20 protein-coding genes and 1 pseudogene are annotated in these 21041 nt (G+C 41.2%); 12 read left to right on the plus strand and 9 right to left on the minus strand.

Annotation, left to right across the window (positions count from 1 at the left end; translation table 11 throughout):
- Window positions 1-126: 126 nt before the first annotated feature.
- The 3 genes from AOQ70_RS14515 to mreBH form a co-directional block, all read right to left on the minus strand.
- Window positions 127-1359, minus strand: coding sequence for an aminopeptidase (locus tag AOQ70_RS14515; protein ID WP_059377002.1), 1233 nt, complete (start codon window positions 1357-1359; stop codon window positions 127-129).
- A gap of 106 nt (window positions 1360-1465) precedes the next feature.
- Window positions 1466-1597, minus strand: coding sequence for a protein YkpC (locus AOQ70_RS19800; protein WP_003210922.1), 132 nt, complete (start codon window positions 1595-1597; stop codon window positions 1466-1468).
- A gap of 74 nt (window positions 1598-1671) precedes the next feature.
- Window positions 1672-2679 (minus strand): rod-share determining protein MreBH, encoded by a 1008-nt coding sequence (mreBH, locus tag AOQ70_RS14520; RefSeq protein WP_024424745.1) that lies wholly within the window; start codon window positions 2677-2679, stop codon window positions 1672-1674.
- 276 nt (window positions 2680-2955) lie between these two features.
- On the opposite strand from mreBH, the gene AOQ70_RS14525 reads away from it, so the two are divergent.
- The 5 genes and pseudogenes from AOQ70_RS14525 (at window position 2956) to ade (ending at window position 8229) form a co-directional block, all read left to right on the plus strand.
- Window positions 2956-3234 carry an AbrB/MazE/SpoVT family DNA-binding domain-containing protein gene (locus AOQ70_RS14525; RefSeq protein ID WP_017359400.1) on the plus strand — a complete coding sequence of 93 codons (279 nt, stop codon included), beginning with the start codon at window positions 2956-2958 and terminating at the stop codon, window positions 3232-3234.
- A gap of 144 nt (window positions 3235-3378) precedes the next feature.
- Window positions 3379-4688: pseudogene (locus AOQ70_RS14530) on the plus strand (ATP-binding protein).
- Between the two features lie 4 nt (window positions 4689-4692).
- Entirely contained in the window at window positions 4693-5529 is an 837-nt protein-coding gene (locus AOQ70_RS14535) for a gamma-glutamylcyclotransferase (RefSeq protein ID WP_059377004.1), read from the plus strand.
- A 37-nt stretch (window positions 5530-5566) separates the two neighbouring features.
- Entirely contained in the window at window positions 5567-6235 is a 669-nt protein-coding gene (locus tag AOQ70_RS14540) for a potassium channel family protein (RefSeq protein WP_008345123.1), read from the plus strand.
- Window positions 6236-6498: 263 nt separating this feature from the next.
- Window positions 6499-8229, plus strand: a complete 1731-nt coding sequence (ade, locus tag AOQ70_RS14545) for an adenine deaminase (RefSeq protein WP_059377008.1) — start codon at window positions 6499-6501, stop codon at window positions 8227-8229.
- A 92-nt stretch (window positions 8230-8321) separates the two neighbouring features.
- On the opposite strand, the gene rnjA is transcribed toward ade, so the two are convergent.
- Window positions 8322-9989 (minus strand): ribonuclease J1, encoded by a 1668-nt coding sequence (gene rnjA / locus AOQ70_RS14550; RefSeq protein ID WP_012009818.1) that lies wholly within the window; start codon window positions 9987-9989, stop codon window positions 8322-8324.
- A 5-nt stretch (window positions 9990-9994) separates the two neighbouring features.
- Complete coding sequence (locus AOQ70_RS14555) at window positions 9995-10204, minus strand: DNA-dependent RNA polymerase subunit epsilon (RefSeq protein ID WP_008345114.1); 210 nt, start codon at window positions 10202-10204, stop codon at window positions 9995-9997.
- Between the two features lie 398 nt (window positions 10205-10602).
- Here AOQ70_RS14555 and AOQ70_RS14560 point away from each other — a divergent pair, with 398 nt between their 5' ends.
- Window positions 10603-11382 (plus strand): Cof-type HAD-IIB family hydrolase, encoded by a 780-nt coding sequence (locus tag AOQ70_RS14560; protein WP_059377010.1) that lies wholly within the window; start codon window positions 10603-10605, stop codon window positions 11380-11382.
- Window positions 11383-11420: 38 nt separating this feature from the next.
- Here the strand turns inward: AOQ70_RS14560 and def are convergent, their stop codons facing one another.
- Window positions 11421-11978 (minus strand): peptide deformylase, encoded by a 558-nt coding sequence (def, locus tag AOQ70_RS14565; protein WP_059377012.1) that lies wholly within the window; start codon window positions 11976-11978, stop codon window positions 11421-11423.
- Window positions 11979-12089: 111 nt separating this feature from the next.
- Window positions 12090-12269, minus strand: a complete 180-nt coding sequence (locus AOQ70_RS14570; RefSeq protein ID WP_026050085.1) for a YjcZ family sporulation protein — start codon at window positions 12267-12269, stop codon at window positions 12090-12092.
- A gap of 233 nt (window positions 12270-12502) precedes the next feature.
- Here AOQ70_RS14570 and AOQ70_RS14575 point away from each other — a divergent pair, with 233 nt between their 5' ends.
- The 5 genes from AOQ70_RS14575 (at window position 12503) to lpdA (ending at window position 18542) form a co-directional block, all read left to right on the plus strand.
- The gene (locus AOQ70_RS14575; RefSeq protein WP_059377015.1) at window positions 12503-13171 is read left to right on the plus strand and encodes a YkyA family protein; all 669 of its coding nucleotides are present in this window, start codon (window positions 12503-12505) and stop codon (window positions 13169-13171) included.
- Between the two features lie 409 nt (window positions 13172-13580).
- Window positions 13581-14696 (plus strand): pyruvate dehydrogenase (acetyl-transferring) E1 component subunit alpha, encoded by a 1116-nt coding sequence (gene pdhA, locus AOQ70_RS14580; RefSeq protein WP_039178223.1) that lies wholly within the window; start codon window positions 13581-13583, stop codon window positions 14694-14696.
- A gap of 3 nt (window positions 14697-14699) precedes the next feature.
- On the plus strand, window positions 14700-15677 hold the full coding sequence (gene pdhB / locus AOQ70_RS14585; protein WP_039178226.1) for a pyruvate dehydrogenase complex E1 component subunit beta: 978 nt from the start codon (window positions 14700-14702) through the stop codon (window positions 15675-15677).
- Between the two features lie 107 nt (window positions 15678-15784).
- Window positions 15785-17125 (plus strand): dihydrolipoamide acetyltransferase family protein, encoded by a 1341-nt coding sequence (locus AOQ70_RS14590; RefSeq protein WP_059377016.1) that lies wholly within the window; start codon window positions 15785-15787, stop codon window positions 17123-17125.
- Between the two features lie 4 nt (window positions 17126-17129).
- Window positions 17130-18542 (plus strand): dihydrolipoyl dehydrogenase, encoded by a 1413-nt coding sequence (gene lpdA, locus AOQ70_RS14595; protein WP_039178233.1) that lies wholly within the window; start codon window positions 17130-17132, stop codon window positions 18540-18542.
- A gap of 124 nt (window positions 18543-18666) precedes the next feature.
- On the opposite strand, the gene AOQ70_RS14600 is transcribed toward lpdA, so the two are convergent.
- Complete coding sequence (locus AOQ70_RS14600; RefSeq protein ID WP_224929246.1) at window positions 18667-19047, minus strand: hypothetical protein; 381 nt, start codon at window positions 19045-19047, stop codon at window positions 18667-18669.
- 316 nt (window positions 19048-19363) lie between these two features.
- On the opposite strand from AOQ70_RS14600, the gene AOQ70_RS19395 reads away from it, so the two are divergent.
- Entirely contained in the window at window positions 19364-19483 is a 120-nt protein-coding gene (locus tag AOQ70_RS19395) for a GapA-binding peptide SR1P (protein ID WP_003212464.1), read from the plus strand.
- 44 nt (window positions 19484-19527) lie between these two features.
- Here the strand turns inward: AOQ70_RS19395 and AOQ70_RS14610 are convergent, their stop codons facing one another.
- Complete coding sequence (locus tag AOQ70_RS14610) at window positions 19528-21000, minus strand: aminotransferase class I/II-fold pyridoxal phosphate-dependent enzyme (protein ID WP_144495004.1); 1473 nt, start codon at window positions 20998-21000, stop codon at window positions 19528-19530.
- Window positions 21001-21041: the final 41 nt, after the last annotated feature.

The raw sequence follows: 21041 nt of genomic DNA on the forward strand, positions 1-21041 counted from the left end.
CGGTGCTCATCCTTCCTAGACTGCAAAGGTTTTCTATCACGCTGAAAAGAAGACAAAGGGCTAAAATCAAGATCATTTTAGCCCTTTGTCAACAATCTGAGACATCCTATGGATGTCTTTTTTTGATTAAATCGCCCAGTTTCCATTTCGGAAGATCGGTTCGCGTTTCCCGTCTTTTGTAATCCCGTCAATATTCATTTCCTTTGAACCAATCATGAAATCAACGTGTGTAATACTGCTGTTCACACCCGCTGCGTCTAATTCTTCTCGTTTCATTTCTTTTCCGCCTTCGATATTAAACGCATATCCGCTGCCGATCGCAAGGTGATTTGATGCATTTTCATCGTAAAGTGTATTGTAATAAAGAATATTGGAATTAGAAATTGGTGAATCATCTGGTACGAGGGCAACCTCACCTAGATAATGAGAGCCTTCATCTGTTTCAACGAGAGATTTTAAAATATCTTCGCCTTCTTTTGCTTTCACATCCACAATCCGGCCATTTTCAAAGCTTAATGAAAATTCATCAATGATGTTTCCAGCATAGCTGAGCGGCTTAGTGCTTGAGACGGTCCCATTGACACCGTCTTTTTTCGGTACGGTAAAGACTTCTTCTGTAGGCATGTTGGCCATGAAGGAGACGCCGCGTTCACTTACGCTGCCAGCACCTACCCAAATATGCTGCTCTGGAAGCTCAATCGTTAGGTCTGTGCCCGGTGCTTCATAATGAAGCTTATGGTAGTGACGTTCATTGAGTATTTTGACCTTTTCATTTAATGACGCATCGTGCTTTTTCCAAGCCTCAACAGGATCTGCTTGATCAGCGCGTGCGACTTTAAAGATTTGATCCCACAATAAAGTGACAGCTTCTTCATCTGTATGATCAGGGAAAATCTTTTTCGCCCATTCTTTTGATGCAGCACCTACGACCGTCCAAGCGACTTTGTCAGATTGAACGTATTGACGATATGTATGTAGTGCTGAACCAGCAGCTTTTTGCTGTGCAGCGATTTTTTTCGAATCAATGCCTCGCAGAAGGTCAGGGCTTTCTGACAGGATGGTAATAAAAGCACCGCCGCGTTTTGCGATGGTTTCCATCATCTGTGCTTCCCATTCTGGGAATTGCTCAAAGACATCCTGTGGCGCATGTTCAAATTTTAAACGGGTGAGAACACCATCACTCCAGCGGATATGTACGTTTTTCGCCCCGCGCTCATACGCGTGTTTCGCGACAAGACGAACAAGGTGTGCAGATTCAGTAAATGCGGATACAACCACTTCCTGCCCCTTTTGTACATTCACACCGACTTCAACGATGGTCTTAGCATATTGATCTAGTTGTTTTTCAAATGAACTCATAAAAAACCCTCCTTTAGTCATGTTCATCATATCAGATTTATGACCGAAAAGGAAAATGGGGAGCACGCTAAAGCCAAAATAAAAAAGCCGCTTTCGTGCGGCTTTTTTAGCGGTTCAGTTGTTTCACAGGCTGTGCATTAGAAGGCGGCATATGTGAAAACGACAGGCTCATTCCTCCTAAAATAATACCCGTTAAAATGACTGTGACAACGACCCGTTTACCTAAATCAAGCAACATGTTCTTCCTCCTTCACGTTTATCCATTTCTCACGATATGATCGAAATGACGAAAAAAGAAGTAGAACAAGAAGATTATTTTAAAGTTTTTTGCAATTTGTCGATCACTTCTAATGAACGACCTGTTCCAATGGCAACAGACTCAAGTGGATTAGCTGCAATATGAACTGGAACAACAATCTCTTGAGAAAGCCATTCTTGAATTCCATTTAAAAGAGCGCCTCCGCCAGTTAAAATGACGCCGCGGTCTACAATATCTCCGCTTAGCTCTGGAGGGCTGTCCTCTAATGTGGCACGAATCGCTTCTAAAATATGAAGAAGTGATTCTCGCATGGCGCCTTGAATTTCATGAGAGACAAGTGTGATCGTTTTTGGCAGACCTGTTACAAGGTCGCGCCCGCGCACTTCTAATGATTCAGGCTCATGCTCAATAAGACCATACCCAATTTCCATTTTCACCTGCTCGGCAGTCCGTTCGCCGATTAATAGGTTATATTTCTTTCTGACAAACGTAATGATATCTTCATCCAGCTGATCGCCGCCAATTCGGATCGAATGACAAGAAACAACGCCGCCAAATGAAATAATCGCAACTTCTGTTGTTCCGCCGCCAATATCGACTACGACGTTCGCAACAGGCTCGTCTACCGGAAGATCAGCACCGATTGCAGCTGCAACAGGTTCTTCAATTAAATGCACATGTTTTGCTCCGCAGTTTTTCACAGCATCGCTGATGGCGCGGCGCTCAACAGCTGTTGATCCAGAAGGTGTACATACAACGACAGTTGGCTTCCTGAAGGTAAACCCGATATTTTTTCCTGCTTTTTTCATGATTTGTTTAAGTAAATCTGTTGTCATATCATAATCAGCGATAACACCGTCTTTCATCGGACGGATCGCAACAATTTTCCCAGGTGTTTTCCCGATCATTTCTTTTGCTTCTGATCCGACGGCAAGTACAGTCTTTGTTTCTGTATCGACTGCCACGACGGACGGTTCATTTAAAATAATTCCCTTATTTTTACTATAAACCAATATGTTAGCTGTTCCTAAATCAATTCCAATTTCGGCATTTTGAAACATGTTTTCACCCAATCTCTATTTTTGCTGTTTTAAACAATTTTACATTTAAAAGTTCAGAGGGTTGATGTCATTTGTGGGGGTTTGTGATCACCTTGAAATGAATCTGTAAAATTCAAGTATCATTTTGACAATCACAATAAATTTTCCCTTTGTTTTTTCTTTTATGAAAAAAATTTTTATAGAGGAGAAACCTTTTCAGAATCTCTTACGTCTACGATATATCAATTGGTGAAAAACAGATTGATCTTGAGCTAATGAAAGAAAGAGGGAACGAAATTGAAATCTATCGGAGTCGTAAGAAAAGTAGATGAACTAGGGCGTATTGTGATGCCAATCGAATTGAGAAGAGCACTTGATATCGCTATTAAAGACAGTATGGAATTTTTTATAGATGGAGATAAAATCGTCTTGAAAAAATATCAGCCAGAGGGCGTTTGTCTCATGACTGGTGAGATTACATCAGAGAACCATGAATACGGAAATGGTCAAATTACTTTAAGCGCTGAAGGCGCAGAACTGCTGTTAAAAGAGCTGCAAGAAGCTCTTCAGCAGTAATCGGAATAGCCTGCTCTCTTCCTTTGTGCTGAGAACAGGCTATTTTTCTTTAAAAAAGTTCCTTAAAAATGCCCCATCTCCCTCAAAAAATAAGTGGAAAATGGTACAATTGACAAAGAATCTCAGGGCGGCAGGTGGAATCATTTGAACAAAACATATCAAGTGCGGATCGTGTTATCTGTTCTTGCATTTATCTTAATCATAAGCTGGGATTTCTTTTATTATCTAGGCGGCTATCAAATTAATTGGCCGCTCGATTTAGCCTTTACAGTCGTTGTGTTAGCAGGGATCTGGGTGTCTCAGGGTATGTAGACCGCTTGAATTTACTTGTGTCAGATCTAAATAAAAGAGAAAAAGAAGCACACGAACTGACAGAGCGGCTGAATCGAATTACAGATAACTTGCAGGAAATCGTCTTTGAAACAGATGAAAAAGGGCAAATCATTTTCTTAAATCAAGCATGGAAACAAATGACCGGCTATGACATAGATGAATGTCTAGGTACGATGTACAATCAGTACTTTGATCAAGAAGAAAGAGTTATTCAGCATTTGTCATCTGTCATCAAAGAGCATAAAGATTCAGGGCGGATCGAGCTGCAGCTTCTTCATAAAGAGGGAAAGAAAGTATGGGGAGACGTTCATTATAAGCTCTACTTTGATGAAGAGCACCAGTTTACTGGAGGTATTGGAACAGTTGCAGATATTACAAAACAAAAGCTGGCAAAGCTTGAGCTTGAAAGATCAAATCAACAATTGCAAATGCAGGCGCAAAAGCTGGCCGTTGCAGGACAAATCGCCGCTGGAATTGCCCATGAAGTCAGAAATCCGCTGACCTCAGTAAACGGCTTTTTGCAGCTGATGAAAACTCAATATCCTGAAAGAACCGATTATTTTGACATTATCTTTTCCGAAATTAAACGGATTGATTTTGTTTTAAGTGAACTGCTTGTGCTGGCAAAGCCGCAGTCGGTCCATTTTCAAGAAGTTCAACTTCATGGACTGTTAGAGCAGGTCATTACATTGCTAAAAACCAATGCAGTCCTTTCGAATATTGATCTCAAACAGCCATTTAAAAAGCAGGATGCCGGCGCTATATTAGCAGACGCTAACCAAATGAAGCAGCTGTTCATTAATTTAATCAAAAATGCCATTGAGGCAATGCCTGAAGGCGGCAGCATATACATATCAACAGAAAAAGTGATGAACGAATGGAAAATTACCATTCAAGATGAAGGAAAAGGGATGTCTGAAGATGATATTCAGAAAATCTATGATCCTTTCTTCTCCACGAAAACAGAAGGGACGGGACTTGGCCTCACCATCTGTGCAACGATTTTAAAAGATCATCACGGGAGAATGGATGTGATCAGTGAGCTGGGAAAAGGTACAACTTTTCATATCTATTTACCTGTGTGTCAAAAAAGCAGACAGCAGCAAGGCGAGAGGACGTGATTTCATGAAGGCGAAAGCTTTATTTGTATATGGGACGCTTCTGCAGCATGAAGAACACCACGAGACATATATGAAAGAAAGCAGACCATTAGCTAAATCAGCTTGGATCAGCGGCAGAATCTATGATACAGGTCAAGGATACCCTGCGTGCGTTCCAGAAGAAAAAAGCACAGTATATGGAGAATTGTACGAGGTAACCGCAAGCACGCTGAATAAGATAGATTTACTTGAGGAAGGGTATGACAAGCAGGTGGTCGATGTCATGACAGACAGAGGGCCGGTAGCGGCTATTACATACACTTTACCAATGCAGAAAGCATCAGCACTGAAGGAAATCGAGAGCGGGTGCTGGAAGGAATATAAACTATGGCAGCAGAAGCCGGCATCCTTCTATTATTTTGCCTATGGCTCTTGTATGGATGATGCAAGATTTAAACTGGCAGAAGTCGATCATTATTTTAAACAAATCATCGGCGGTGGTGCTCTGAACGGCTTTACAACTAGATTTACATTGGTGAGGCCTGATGGGTCAAGAGCCGATATGGTAGAAGACGGCGGAGAAACAGAGGGCGTTTTATATGAGGTTCCTTTTGATGCCATTCGATATTTGTACAAACGAGAAGGCGTATATGAGGGCACATATCGTCCAGCTTTTGTGGATGTTAAAATAGGTGACCAAATATATGAGGACTGTTTAACCTTTCTTGTTCTTCAAAAGAGCGAAGAAATTGCTCCACCAGGTCATTACCGCAGTGAAATTGAAAAAGGAGCAGACCTTTACTTAAGTGAAGCGTTCCGTAAAAAAATTCGCTCGCATATGGATTCATTAATCAAACCGTAGTAAAATGCATGGTAAGTGAGATAAAAGGAGTCTGAACATGAAAAAGGAATATGCAGTCATTGGTCTTGGACGCTTTGGCGGAAGTATTTGCAAAGCGCTGAGCGAAGAAGGACTTGAAGTCATGGCCATGGATATGAATGAAGATCGAGTGAACGAATACGCGAAAATTGCATCACATGCGGTCATTGGCGATTCGACGGACGAATCGGTTTTAAAAAATCTCGGTATTCGTAATTTTGATCATGTCATCGTTGCGATTGGTGAAAACATTCAGGCTAGTATTTTAACGACGATTATGCTGAAAGAGCTTGGCGTCAAAATGGTCACAGTAAAGGCGCAAAACGACTATCACGAAAAGGTACTAAATAAAATTGGGGCTGATCGCATCGTTCATCCAGAGCGAGACATGGGCAGACGAATTGCACATAAAATCATCTCCAACAACGTATTAGATTATCTTGAGCTGTCAGATGAGTACAGCCTCATTGAAATCGTTGCCAACAGCAGGCTTGCAGGGCATTCTCTTTTAGATCTCGATATTAGAGCGAGATATGGCATTAATATTGTGGCGATAAAGCGTGGAAAAGAAGTGATTGTTTCACCACTCGCAGATGAAATGATACAAAAAGAAGATATTTTGATTGTCATCGGGGCAGTAGCCGATATTGGACGCTTTGAAAAACGAGAAATGCAGAACGATTATTAAACACTCCGGAACGGGGTGTTTTTTTATATTGTTGTGTACACACAGGACGGACAGTGAGGAGAGAAGAAGACACTAAAAAAGGGCTGTTTTGTTCTGCATAAACAGCAAAAGTCAATCATCATATTTTTCGTGCAATTATCACTATTCAGAAATAAAAATCAGCCTTTTTATCTGGATGATTTTCTCTAAATGTCATTGACTGGGCAAACAGATTCGTTTACGATAAGAAACATTATATTGTTTACTTGGAGGAGGCAGTGTCGTTGGATAAGGAGCTTTTCAGACATCAAATTGAAGTAGCTGCAAAGAGAAAAAAAGCAGCTCTAGTGATTAAACATGCGAAGGTTATGGACGTGTTTAACCAGGAATGGATAGACGCTGATGTCGCTGTTGAAAATGGACAAATAGTAGGGATTGGAGAGTATGAGGGAGAACAGGAGCTGGATGCAGCAGGTCAAATGCTTGTACCCGGTTTTATTGATGGCCACGTTCATATCGAGTCCTCTATGGTGACCCCTGCTGAATTCTCCAAAGCTGTCGTCCCCCACGGTGTGACAACTGTCGTAACAGACCCGCATGAAATTGCCAACGTGTCAGGGATCTCAGGCATCCGTTTTATGCTGGAAGAAGCGAGAAAAGCTGCCTTAAATATTTATTTCATGCTGCCATCCTGCGTACCGGCAGTCAGTTTTGAACGATCAGGTGCTGTCTTAAAAGCGAAAGATTTAAAGCCTTTGTATCAAGAGAAAGAGGTTCTTGGTCTTGCTGAGGTGATGGATTACGTCGGTGTAGAGCAGGCAGAAGAAGATATGCTTCAAAAGCTGCTTGATGCACAAAACGAACATAAACTGATTGATGGCCATCTAGCAGGCTTAACAGACCGATTAATAAACGTTTACCGCACAGCGAGTGTCCAAACAGATCATGAGGTAACAACAGCTAGCGAAGCCCTTGAACGTGTAAAACGAGGCATGTATGTCATGCTAAGAGAAGGCTCTGTTGCCAAAAACGTGAAAAACGTTTTACCAGCTGTGAATGAAAAGAATGCGAGACGTTTTTTCTTTTGTACCGATGATAAACATTTAGATGATTTAATGGCAGAGGGAAGTATTGACGAACAAGTACGTATGTCTATAAAAGAAGGGTTGGATCCATTTTTAGCGTTTCAAATGGGAAGTTTAAACGCAGCAGAGTGTTTTGGCCTCAAAACAAAGGGAGCCATTGCGCCAGGCTTTGATGCTGATTTTATGCTCGTCTCTGATCTTCATCAAGTCGACATCACCAGCGTATTTATTGCAGGAGAATTGGTGGCGCAGCATGGAGAGTACAAGCCAGGTGTCGAAAAAATTGTACCGAGTCCAGCATTATTACAATCTGTTCATACTATAGACGTTCAAGAGCAAGATCTGGCACTGCCTATCACAGCTCATCAAAAAATGAATGTGATCCGCATTATTCCGAATCAGCTAGAAACAAAATTAGAACAAGTCTCTCCTTCAGAAACGAACGGACAATTCACTAGTGATACAGAAAGAGATGTATTAAAAATGGTGCTTGTCGAACGCCATCAAGGCTTATCTGAAATGGGGATAGGGGTTGTCAGCGGCTTTGGATTAGAAAAGGGCGCAATTGCAACAACGGTTGCGCATGATTCTCACAATTTAATTGCGGTTGGCACAAATGATGCTGATATCGTAAAAGCCATTGACGTGTTAAAAGAAGCAGGCGGCGGTTTGACTGTTGTCAAAAATGGCGAGTCTCTTCATACGCTGCCATTACCGATATCTGGTTTACTTTCAGATCAGCCGGCACATCTTGTAAATGAAAGCCTTCATGCGCTCCATGAAGCGTTAAAAGAAACAGGCTTTATTTTAGATTTTAATCCATTTTTGACGCTGTCCTTCTTGGCACTCCCAGTCATTCCTGATGTGAAAATGACGACAAAGGGTTTGTTTGATGTCAGAAGCTTTCAGCATCTCCCAATTCAATCATAAAAAAGAGAAACCGCATATGTATATATGCGGTTTTTTCAATGAATGGTGAAAAAAAGAGACACAGCCAAGCGGCTTGTGTCTCTTTTTTGTGATTACACTTCCATAATAATCGGTAAGATCATTGGGCGGCGTCTTGTTTTTTCATAAAGGAAAGGTGCAAGAGTGTCAGTAATTTCGTTCTTGATTTCAGACCACTGAGTTGTCTTACGTTCCATTACTTTTTCAAGATGCTTTGAAATTAAATCCTGTGCATCGTTGATAAGGTCTCCAGATTCTCTCATGTAGACAAAACCTCTTGAGATCAAATCAGGTCCAGCAGAGATTTTGAATTCTTTCATGTCCATGCTGACGACTACAATGACAAGACCCTCTTCAGAAAGAATGCGGCGGTCTCTTAAAACGATGTTTCCAATATCGCCAATACCGCTTCCGTCGATATACACGTTGCCTGATGGAATTTTGCCAGCGACACTTGCTTCATCGCCTTTCAGTGCAAGAACTTCACCGTTATCCATGATAAAGCAGTTTTCCTCAGGGATGCCGCAGTCATTCGCAAGCTTGATATGCGTTTTTTGCATGCGGTATTCACCGTGAATCGGCATAAAGAATTTTGGTTTAATTAAACGGAGCATCAGTTTTTGTTCTTCTTGTCCGCCGTGACCAGATGTATGAATATTATTAAGCGAGCCATGAATGACCTCAGCGCCTGCACGATAAAGCTGGTTAATGGTGCGGCTTACGCTAATATTGTTACCTGGGATTGGTGAAGATGAGAAGACAACAGTGTCTCCAGGGTTAATCGAAATCTGGCGGTGAGTACCGTTCGCAATACGAGAAAGAGCTGCCATCGGTTCACCCTGGCTACCAGTACAAAGAATGGTTACTTTGTTTGCTGGAAGGCGGTTGATTTCATTATGTTCGATAAACGTGTTTTTTGGACATTTAATATAGCCAAGATCTTGTCCAATATCAATAGCAGACTCCATACTGCGTCCAAATACAGCGACTTTTCTGCCGTTGGCAACAGCAGACTCAATCACTTGCTGAAGTCTGTGAATGTTTGAAGCAAACGTGGCAAAGATGATACGTCCGTCGACTTTTCTAAAGATGTCATCAATGCTTTCACCTACACGTCTTTCAGACATCGTAAATTCTGGGATTTCACTGTTTGTACTATCAGATAAAAGACAAAGTACGCCTTCTTTTCCGATCTCAGCCATTTTGGTTAAATTGGCAGGCTCGCCAACAGGAGTAAAGTCAAACTTGAAATCACCTGTATGTACGATGTTCCCAGGAGGTGTCTTGACGACAATTCCATAAGAATCTGGAATACTGTGTGTCGTTCTAAAGAAAGACACAGCTGTTTTTCTAAATTTAATGGTATCTTCTTCTTCAAAAATGTGAAGTTTTGTTTGTCTCAAGAGACCATGCTCTTCCAATTTATTACGAAGTAGGCCGATTGCGAGTTTGCCGCCGTAAACTGGAATATTCACTTGCTTGAGAAGGTAAGGGATACCGCCGATGTGATCTTCATGTCCGTGAGTGATGAAAAGACCTTTGATTTTATCTTCGTTTTTAACTAAGTACGTATAGTCAGGGATGACGTAGTCAATTCCAAGAAGCTCATCTTCAGGAAACTTAATACCAGCATCAATTAAAATGATTTCATCTTGAAATTGAACGCCATACGTGTTTTTACCGATCTCGCCTAAACCGCCGAGCGCAAAAACTGCCGCCTGATCGTTTTTTACAAATTTCATTCCTCTCATAGCTCCAATACTTTAAAATTTTCACTTTCTCGTTCATAGTCTAAAAAAGCACCGTCTACAGGCTGAATGAATTCAATGTTGTAGTTATGTTTTTTCAACTTATCGCGTACGTCTCTTTCAGAAACCGCTTCAACGTATAGTGAATCTGTGTGTTCTCTTACAGGTACCTCAGTAGTACTTGCCTGAAAAAATACCTTATATATCATCCAAATCTCTCCTTAAATACCGTATGTTACACTCGCTTATTCTATTATATTAAAAAAACGCGCATAAGAAAAGTCTCTGAGAAAAAAGGACCTTCGGCAAATGTGCGAAAGATCCCTTTAAGCAATCGATTTTTTACGAAGCATGTCCTTCCATTGTCTTCGAATTTTCTTGCGCAGACGACGAAGCATCACAGGCCTCCTCCTTTCGGTTTAAAGTAAGCTTAAACAGCGTATTCCGCTCTCTCTATATACTTGTATTATATGATGTTTCCAATGAATGTTACATGGATATATGTGGGAAAATAGGCGTTTTCAAAAGGATTTGGTTTCGAAAGCGGAAATCTTTCTGTATGATGAAAGGGAGTGTGTATACATAACAAAGGACAGGAGGGCGAGATATGAATAAAAAAGTCATCTTCTTTGATATCGACGGTACTTTATATGACCATGATAAAAATATACCTGAGTCAACGAAGCGAGCGGTTCATTTATTAAAAGAAAAAGGTCATCATCTCTTTATTGCATCTGGGCGTTCTCCTTTTCTGATTCAGCCCATTTTAGAAGAATTAGGGCTTGACTCATTCATTGCTTATAACGGTCAGTATGTCATGTATGAGGGAGATGTTATTTACGGTAATCCGCTGAAGCAGGAGCTGATGGAGCGGATTTATGAGACAGCGGATCGTCATGATCATCCGCTTGTTTTTATGGGAGAAGAAACGATGAAGGCGTCTGTACCGAACCATCCGTTTATCCATGAAGGAATCGGTACTTTAAAAACAGAGCATCCTGAGCACGATTTGTCTTTCTTTAAAGAAAACGACATTTTTCAAATGCTGTTATTTTGTAAGGCAGAAGAGGAAGAGCAATATAAGGCATTCTACAATGAGATTGACCTTGTCAGATGGCATGAGCTGTCAACAGATGTTCTGCCAAAAGGCGGATCAAAAGCTGAAGGCATCAAACGAGTCATCGAAAGACTTCCTTACGATCAAAAGGATACCATTGCCTTTGGAGACGGACTGAACGATAGAGAAATGATTTCGTTTGCTGGAACAGGCGTTGCGATGGGAAATGCTGTGAGTGAACTGAAAGCATTGGCTGATTTTGTGACAAAGCCAGTAGATGAGGACGGCATATTCCATGCAGTGACCCATCTTGGCCTTATTGAAGAATAAAAAAGAAGACCCTTAGATGTGGGGTCTTCTTTTTTATGTTATGATCTGCCGATCGCAACAGAGTTTTCTGGCTCAGAGAATGGCTGATCCTTTTGAATATGATCATAAAACATAATGCCATTTAAATGGTCAATTTCATGCTGAAAGACAATAGCAGGGAATCCTTTTAGACGGATATCAATGTCCTCTCCTTCAAGCGTTGTGGCCTTCACCCTGATTTTTTGATATCGAGGAACAAATCCAGGGATGGCTTCATCAACTGATAAACAGCCTTCACCAGTAGCTAAATAAGCTCTTTTGACTGAATGACTGACAATACGCGGGTTGAACAGAGCATAGCTGTATTCTTCTCCGTCTTCATCCTCACAGTGAACTGCGATCATCCGTTTACTAATATTGATCTGCGGAGCAGCTAATCCAACGCCGGGTCTTAGTCCGTATTTTTCAGCAATGTCAGCATCCTGACTGTTTTTGACGAATTCGATCATGTCAGCTAATTGCTGTTTTTCCTCTTCTGTCGGCGGGAGCTCGACCGCTTCAGCTGTTTGTCTTAAGACGGGATGTCCGTCCCTTACGATATCATCCATGGTAATCACAAAACTTCACTCCTATTTCCTTTGTATGTAAAGTATATAAAATGATACACAACATATGCAATGAAATAAAGAAGACCGGTCCTTTGAGACCGGTCAGAGGCTTAAACAGCCTTAGCAGCAGCCACCGCCGCCTAAGAATGCTGCGCCAACGATGATTAATAGGATGAAAAGCACAACGATTAAAGCGAATGTACGTCCGCCGCCGTATCCGCATCCGTATCCACCGCCATAACTTGGGTAACAACAGCCGCCGCCGTATCCATACCCGTAACCGCCGTATCCACCATACATACTTCCATGACTATAATTAGACATACTTTTGACCTCCTTTGGAAATACACTCGGCCTCTCATAAGTGAAGGCGAAGCGTGTAATATAAACTATGTATGAATGCACTATTTGTATAGTCATGAGCCTATTGCTTGAAAAAAATCTTCTCCGTCTCATCTGACTGACCTCTTTTCTTGTCACAAACGCCTATAAAAATTATAGTGGTATGTGGAGATGTAAAGGGGGACCTTGTGATGAGACAGATGAAAAGAAGCATGAAAGCAGGTGCTGCTTTAGCGGGGATATGTACCCTTTTGCTGACAGGATGCGGAGGTCAAAATCCATTCAATGACATGCAGGATGCGATGACGAAAATGAGTGAAAAAGAAGCTTCCTTCGAAAAAGAGCAAGGTACACTGCAAAGCTATGAGAAAAAAGAGCAGAAGCTGTATACAAAAATGATTCAAACAACAAAGGACCATACAAAAACAGTGTCAAGCCTTTCTGATCAGGCATTAGCATCGGCAGCGAAACGAGAAGAACATTTAAAAACAGAAAAAGACAGCATGGATGAATCGAAAAAAGAATTGAATACGGTAAAGGAATCTGCCGCACGATTGCAAGATGCCGAGTTAAAAGAGAAAGCAGATCAAACAGTCAAATCGATCGAGAAACGATATGCATCATATGATCAGCTATACAAGGAGTATCAAAAGGCGCTGAAACAAGATCAGCATTTGTATCAATCTTTAAAGAAAAAGGATCTAGGATATGAAGAGCTGAAGTCTAAGCTGAAGACCGTCAATCGTTCATATAGCAAAGTCAGAAAAGAAAGTAAGAAGTTCAATCGATATACAGATCAATTGAATGATCATAAAAAGGCTTTGTATAAAGCAGCAGAACAAGAGTCAAAAAAGAGCTGAAAAACAGCTCTTTTTTTATTTTTCGACAAAAACAAACATTTTCTATTGTAGTACAGTAGTACACTCTATACTAGTACAGATTAGGTTGTTTGTTAAACAGATTGATACAGTTCACCATAAAAAGTAAAGCGAATACATTTATTTAAATAAAGCCGTTAAATCAATTGACGGACTATTTTTCTTGTTGTAAACTATTCCTTGTTAACAGAAGTTGTATTAGTTTTTTGTGAACTATCGTTAATACAGTTAGAAGGACTCAAAAAAGAGTGGTCAACCTATGTTTCGACAACGATCTTAGTGGCTATTATATACAGGAGTCATATGAGTATTTTGGGTTATCCTATATCTGTATGTATAAATGGATTCACGACAAATGGACTGTTAAAAGAAAGGAAGAGGTGACTTTAGAATGGCTGCAAAAACAAAAAAAGCAATTGTTGATAGCAAAAAGCAATTTGATGCCATCAAAAAGCAGTTTGAAACGTTTCAAATTTTAAACGAAAAAGGCGAAGTCGTAAACGAAGCGGCAATGCCGGATCTTTCAGATGACCAATTAAAAGAATTAATGCGCCGTATGGTGTTTACACGTGTATTAGATCAACGTTCAATTTCATTGAACCGTCAAGGACGTCTTGGCTTCTATGCGCCAACAGCTGGACAAGAGGCTTCTCAGCTTGCAACTCACTTTGCACTTGAGAAAGAAGATTTCATTCTTCCAGGATATCGTGATGTACCACAATTAATCTGGCATGGTCTTCCGCTAACAAAAGCATTCTTGTTCTCTCGCGGACACTTTGTTGGTAACCAAATGCCTGATGATGTGAATGCACTTTCACCGCAAATCATTATCGGTGCACAAATCATTCAAGCTGCTGGTGTAGCTCTTGGTTTGAAAAAGCGCGGTAAAAAAGCTGTTGCAATCACTTACACTGGTGACGGTGGAGCTTCACAAGGTGATTTCTACGAAGGTATTAACTTTGCAGGGGCTTACAAAGCGCCAGCGATTTTTGTTGTCCAAAACAACAGATATGCGATCTCTACACCTGTTGAAAAGCAGTCTGCTGCACAAACAATTGCACAAAAAGCAGCTGCAGCTGGTATCGTAGGCGTACAAGTTGACGGTATGGATGCATTAGCTGTTTATGCAGCAACTGCTGAAGCTCGTGAGCGCGCTGTAAATGGTGAAGGTCCAACATTAATCGAAACTCTTACATTCCGTTACGGCCCACATACAATGGCTGGTGACGATCCAACAAGATATCGTACAAAAGAAGATGAAAACGAGTGGGAGCAAAAAGATCCATTGGTACGCTACCGCAAATTCTTGGAAAACAAAGGCCTATGGTCTGAAGAAGAAGAGAATAAAGTGATCGAAGATGCAAAAGAACAAATCAAACAAGCGATCAAAGAAGCTGACGAACAGCCTAAGCAAAAAGTCACTGACTTGATTGAAAACATGTACGATGTGAAACCATTCAACTTAGTTGAACAGCTTGAAATTTACAAACAGAAGGAGTCGAAGTAAGCCATGGCGCAAATGACAATGATTCAAGCGATCACTGATGCGTTACGCACAGAACTGAAAAATGACGAAAACGTTCTCGTTTTCGGAGAAGACGTTGGTAAAAACGGCGGCGTATTCCGTGCGACTGAAGGATTGCAAAAAGAGTTTGGTGAGGATCGTGTATTCGATACTCCACTTGCTGAATCTGGTATTGGCGGTCTTGCAATTGGCCTTGGACTACAAGAATTCCGCCCAGTAATGGAAATTCAATTCTTCGGATTCGTTTACGAAGTATTAGATTCTGTTTCTGGACAAATGGCTCGTATGCGTTACCGTTCTGGCGGACGCTGGCATTCTCCAGTGACAATCCGTTCTCCATTCGGTGGGGGAGTTCACACACCTGAGCTTCACGCTGACAGCTTAGAAGGTCTTATCGCACAACAGCCTGGTATCAAGGTTGTCATTCCTTCAACACCTTATGATGCAAAAGGACTTTTAATTTCTGCAATTCGTGACAACGATCCTGTAGTGTTCCTTGAGCATATGAAACTTTATCGTTCTTTCCGTCAGGAAGTTCCTGAAGAAGAGTACACAATTGAAATCGGTAAAGCTGACGTGAAACGTGAAGGTACTGACCTTTCTATCATCACTTACGGTGCAATGGTTCACGAATCACTAAAAGCTGCTGAAGAGCTAGAAAAAGAAGGCGTTTCTGCTGAAGTTATCGACCTTCGCACAGTAAGCCCGCTTGATATTGAAACAATCATCGCTTCTGTTGAAAAAACAGGCCGTGCGATCGTTGTTCAAGAAGCACAAAAACAAGCTGGTATTGCTGCAAACGTAGTAGCTGAAATCAATGACAGAGCGATCCTTAGCCTGGAAGCACCAGTACTTCGTGTAGCTGCACCTGATACTGTATTTGCTTTCTCTCAAGCTGAGAGCGTATGGCTTCCAAACCATAAAGATGTACTTGAAACAGCGAAAAAAGTTCTTGAATTTTAATTAAATGACAGAGGGGAAAAGAATTTATTTCTCTTCCCCTTTATCAATTACATGACCGTGTAAACATACACAACAAGGGTTCAACAAAATCTAGGAGGCGAAAAACAGTGGCATTTGAATTTAAACTTCCGGACATCGGAGAAGGTATCCACGAAGGTGAGATCGTTAAGTGGTTTGTTAAACCAAACGACGAAATCAATGAAGATGACGTTTTAGCAGAGGTACAAAATGATAAAGCAGTTGTAGAAATTCCTTCACCTGTTAAAGGAAAAGTATTAGAATTAAAAGTTGAAGAGGGAACAGTTGCAACTGTAGGACAAACAATCATTACGTTTGATGCACCTGGTTACGAAAATCTTCAATTTAAAGGCAGCGAAGAAGAAGGCGAAGCAAAAACTGAAGCTCAAGTACAAGGTACTGCTGAAGCTGGTAACGAGCCAGAGAAGAAAGAAGTAGCACAAGAAGAAGCGGCAGCAGCAACTGGTGCAGGCGCACAAGAGCAAGTAGATGCTGATCCAAACAAACGCGTGATCGCTATGCCATCTGTACGTAAATATGCTCGTGAAAAAGGCGTTGAAATTTACAAAGTTGCAGGTTCTGGTAAAAACGGACGTGTGTTAAAAGAAGATATCGACAGCTTCGTTAATGGTGGTTCTGCAGCTCCAGCAGCAGCACCTCAAGCAGCTGAAAGTGTGAAAGAAGAAGCAGCTCCTAAAGCGGCAGCAGCTCCAGTTCTTGAAGGAGAATTCCCAGAAACTCGCGAGAAAATGAGCGGAATCCGCAAAGCAATCGCGAAAGCAATGGTGAACTCTAAGCATACAGCTCCTCACGTAACATTAATGGATGAAGTTGATGTAACAAACCTTGTTGCTCATCGTAAACAATTCAAACAAGTTGCAGCTGATCAAGGAATCAAGTTAACTTACTTGCCTTACGTTGTAAAAGCTCTAACTTCTGCTTTGAAAAAGTACCCAGTACTTAACACTTCTATCGATGATAAAACGGATGAAGTTGTTCAAAAGCATTACTACAACATCGGAATTGCAGCTGATACTGAAAAAGGCTTGCTCGTTCCAGTTGTGAAAAATGCAGATCGCAAAGCAATTTTCGAAGTGTCTAACGAAATCAACGAGCTTGCAACAAAAGCACGTGATGGTAAATTGGCTCCAGCTGAAATGAAAGGTGCATCTTGCACAATCACAAACATCGGTTCTGCTGGTGGACAATGGTTTACTCCAGTCATCAACCACCCAGAAGTAGCGATCCTTGGTATTGGCCGTATCGCTGAGAAAGCGGTTGTTCGTGATGGCGAAATCGTTGCAGCTCCAGTCTTAGCTCTTTCCCTAAGCTTTGACCACCGTATGATTGACGGAGCTACTGCGCAAAATGCCCTTAACCACATCAAGCGTTTATTGAATGATCCACAATTAATTTTAATGGAGGCGTAATGTCATGGTAGTAGGAGATTTCCCAATCGAAACAGATACTCTTGTCATCGGTGCAGGTCCTGGTGGATATGTAGCTGCTATTCGTGCTGCACAGCTTGGACAAAAAGTAACAATCGTTGAAAAAGGAACACTTGGCGGTGTATGTCTAAACGTTGGTTGTATTCCTTCAAAAGCATTAATCAATGCTGGCCATCGTTTCGAAAATGCTAAGCATTCTGAAGACATGGGTATCAAAGCTGAAAACGTAACAGTTGATTTCACAAAAGTTCAAGAGTGGAAAGCTTCTGTTGTAAACAAATTAACAGGTGGAGTTCAAGGTCTTCTTAAAGGAAATAAAGTAGACATCGTTAAAGGTGAAGCTTATTTCGTAGACAGCAACTCTGTACGTGTAATGGATGAAAATTCAGCACAGACTTACACTTTCAAAAATGCAATTCTTGCTACTGGATCTCGTCCAATCGAATTGCCTACTTTTAAATACACAGACCGCGTGATCAACTCAACTGGTGCTTTAGCGCTTAAAGAAGTACCTAAAAAGTTAGTTGTTATCGGTGGTGGATACATCGGTACTGAGCTTGGTACTGCTTATGCAAACTTTGGAACAGAAGTTGTGATCCTTGAAGGTGGAGACGAAATCCTTCCAGGTTTCGAAAAGCAAATGAGCTCATTGGTTAAACGTAACCTGAAGAAAAAAGGAAACGTTGAAATCCATACAAACGCTCTTGCAAAAGGCGTTGAAGAAAAATCTGATGGTGTCACTGTTACATTCGAAGTAAAAGGTGAAGAAAAAACAGTTGATGCTGATTACGTACTTGTGACTGTTGGTCGTCGTCCAAACACTGATGAGCTTGGTCTTGAGCAAGTTGGTGTTGAATTGACTGACCGCGGAGTTGTCAAAACAGACAAACAATGCCGTACAAGCGTATCTAACATCTATGCAATTGGTGACATCGTTGATGGACCACCACTTGCACACAAAGCTTCTTACGAAGGTAAAATTGCAGCTGAAGCAATCGCTGGAGAGCCAGCTGAAATTGATTACCTTGGTATTCCTGCTGTTGTATTCTCTGAGCCAGAACTTGCAACTGTTGGATACACTGAAGCAGAAGCAAAAGCAGAAGGAATCGAAATCGTTGCAGCGAAATTCCCATTCGCAGCGAACGGACGTGCACTTTCTCTTGATGCAACTGATGGCTTCATGAAAATGATCACTCGTAAAGAGGATGGTCTAGTTATCGGTGCTCAAATCGCAGGTGTTGGCGCTTCTGATATGATTTCAGAGCTTAGCCTTGCAATCGAAGCTGGAGTGACTGCTGAAGACATCGCTATGACAATTCATGCTCACCCAACATTAGGTGAAATTACAATGGAAACGGCTGAAGTAGCAATTGGAAGCCCAATCCACATCGTAAAATAATGAACCTATGAAACCCTCTCCTTGATGGAGAGGGTTTTTTTGCGCCCTGAACATCATATGAAAAACCCCTCATGAGGTGAGGGGTTTTTTCATATGGTTATATATAAGTGCAAGGAAAATATCATTAGTTTGTATTGACGCGGTCTAAAGCATGGCATAAGGGCGATAAGATCTCCTGTTTACTGCGAACATTTCCTTCAACCTTCACGATGACTTTTTCATCATTGACAAGTAAAATAGCCGGCAGTTCATCAACTTCATTTTTCCAGCCTTTACGATCTTCTTTCACAATCATTTTTGACATTTCCTTAGGGTATTCATTCTTTAAATCGAGGACTGCATCATAATAAGGGCTTTCTTTATCAAGGTTTTCTGCATCAGTAAAGAAGAGAATTCTCGGTTTTTGAATATGACTGACTTGGTCGGTCTGAGTCGGTATGATATACGCAAATGAGCATGAACTAAGTACAAAGAGCATGGGGAATATAATGAGAAGTGTCCTCATAAAATTCAATCTATTCACCTCAAAATCATTTGGGGTTGTCCCAACATTTTTAGGAGCTTGTTCCCTGTTAGTCACTCTAGTGTATCATGTCCCTTTTGACAATTTTCGATTGTTACTCAATTGTTACAGAATTGATATGAAGCAAAATACAATTGAAACGTTCCCTCAATATGATGAGAAAAAAGCACATATTTATAAAAAATGATTAAATGTGTCATACAATTAACCGTTGACAACTTAAATGTGACATCATATTATAGAGATAAGAAATAGATCAAACGCTTTCAAACTATGAATGAAGAAAAGGGGAATGTACGTGGGTACAATTATTTGTCAAGATTGCAATGAAACCATTGATCAATTTGAAAATGAAAAAGTGACAACGCTATACGGAACGTGCGGTCACTGTCATTGCTGTGATGAAGCCTCTGAATAAATAAAAAAAGCATGCAGCTCCATTTGGGGCTGCATGTTTCTTTTTTATAAAATTGGTTTTTGTTCCTTAATCACACGGATCATTTCAAGCGTTGAATCTTCAGGTCCTTGGACAGGGAGGCCAATTTCAATATTTTTAAAGATATACGATATATTTTCTTCTGTGATAATTTCACCTGGTATAAAAATTGGAATACCTGGCGGATATACCATCACAAACTCTGCGGTGATGCGGCCGACTGCTTCCTTAAAAGGAACGACTTCTGTTGTGGCATAAAAAGCGTCACGCGGCGTCATAGCAAGCGATGGGATCTCAGGCAGCAGTACCTCTGTTACCGCTTGTTTGCCGCCGTCACGAGTAGACGCTGCGGCAATTTCCTGCATCGCCGTCACGAGCGTATCAATTGTCTCATCTGAATCGCCAGGGGTTACGATACATAAAATATTATAAAGGTCAGAGAGTTCTACTTCAATTCGATAGCTTTCTCTCAGCCATTTTTCTACATCATGTCCGTTTAACCCAAGGTCTTTAATGGAGATAATTAATTTCGTTGGGTCATAATCGTAAGTAGAAGCTGATCCAAGTATTTCCTTGCCAATGCAGCTAATACCGTCAATTTGATTCAAGCGGTCTCTCGCTGATTCAGCCAAACGAATGGCTTCGTCTGCAAGCGCCTTTCCTTCAGTGGCTAATCGTTTTCGAGCGACATCAAGTGACGCTAAGAGCAAATAAGAAGTGGATGTTGTCGTCAGCATACTCAAAATCGATTGCACGCGGTCTTTTGAAACAAGCCCTTCCTTCATATTTAAAATAGAGCTTTGCGTAAGAGAGCCGCCGAGTTTATGGACACTTGTTGCTGCCATGTCAGCACCTGCCTGCATCGCAGAGAGGGGAAGCTCATCATGAAAATGGATGTGCACACCGTGTGCTTCATCTACAAGGACAGGCACATCAAATGAATGGGCAATGTCTACGATTGATTTTAAGTCTGCTGAAATACCAAAATACGTTGGATTAATGACAAGTAAACCTTTCGCATCTGGATGCTTAGTGAGCGCCTTTTTGGCTGATTCAGGTGTAATACCGTGAGAGATGCCAAGCTCTTTGTCTATTTCTGGGTGAATAAAAACAGGAATGGCGCCAGAAAATACAATCGCGGACATAATTGATTTATGAACGTTACGAGGAACGATAATTTTATCTCCAGGTCCGCATACCGTCATCACCATTGTCATGATGGCGCCGCTTGTTCCTTGAATAGAGAAAAACGTATGATCAGCACCGAAGGCTTCAGCAGCAAGCTCCTGTGCTTCTTTTATCATCCCTCGAGGTGAATGTAAATCATCGAGAGGTTCTATATTAATGAGGTCAATGCTTAATGCATTGTCGCCAATGAATGCTCTAAATTCAGGATCCATTCCGGCTCCTTTTTTATGGCCTGGAATATGAAATTGGACTGGATTGGTTGCTGCGTGTTTTTTTAGTCCAGTGTATAAGGGTGTATCATGTTGTGACAATTGCTTTCCCACCTTCATCGAAATACCTGCTATTATTGTGC

It is taken from the genome of Bacillus sp. AM 13(2015) (genome assembly GCF_001518755.1).
Lineage (GTDB): Bacteria > Bacillota > Bacilli > Bacillales > Bacillaceae > Bacillus > Bacillus safensis.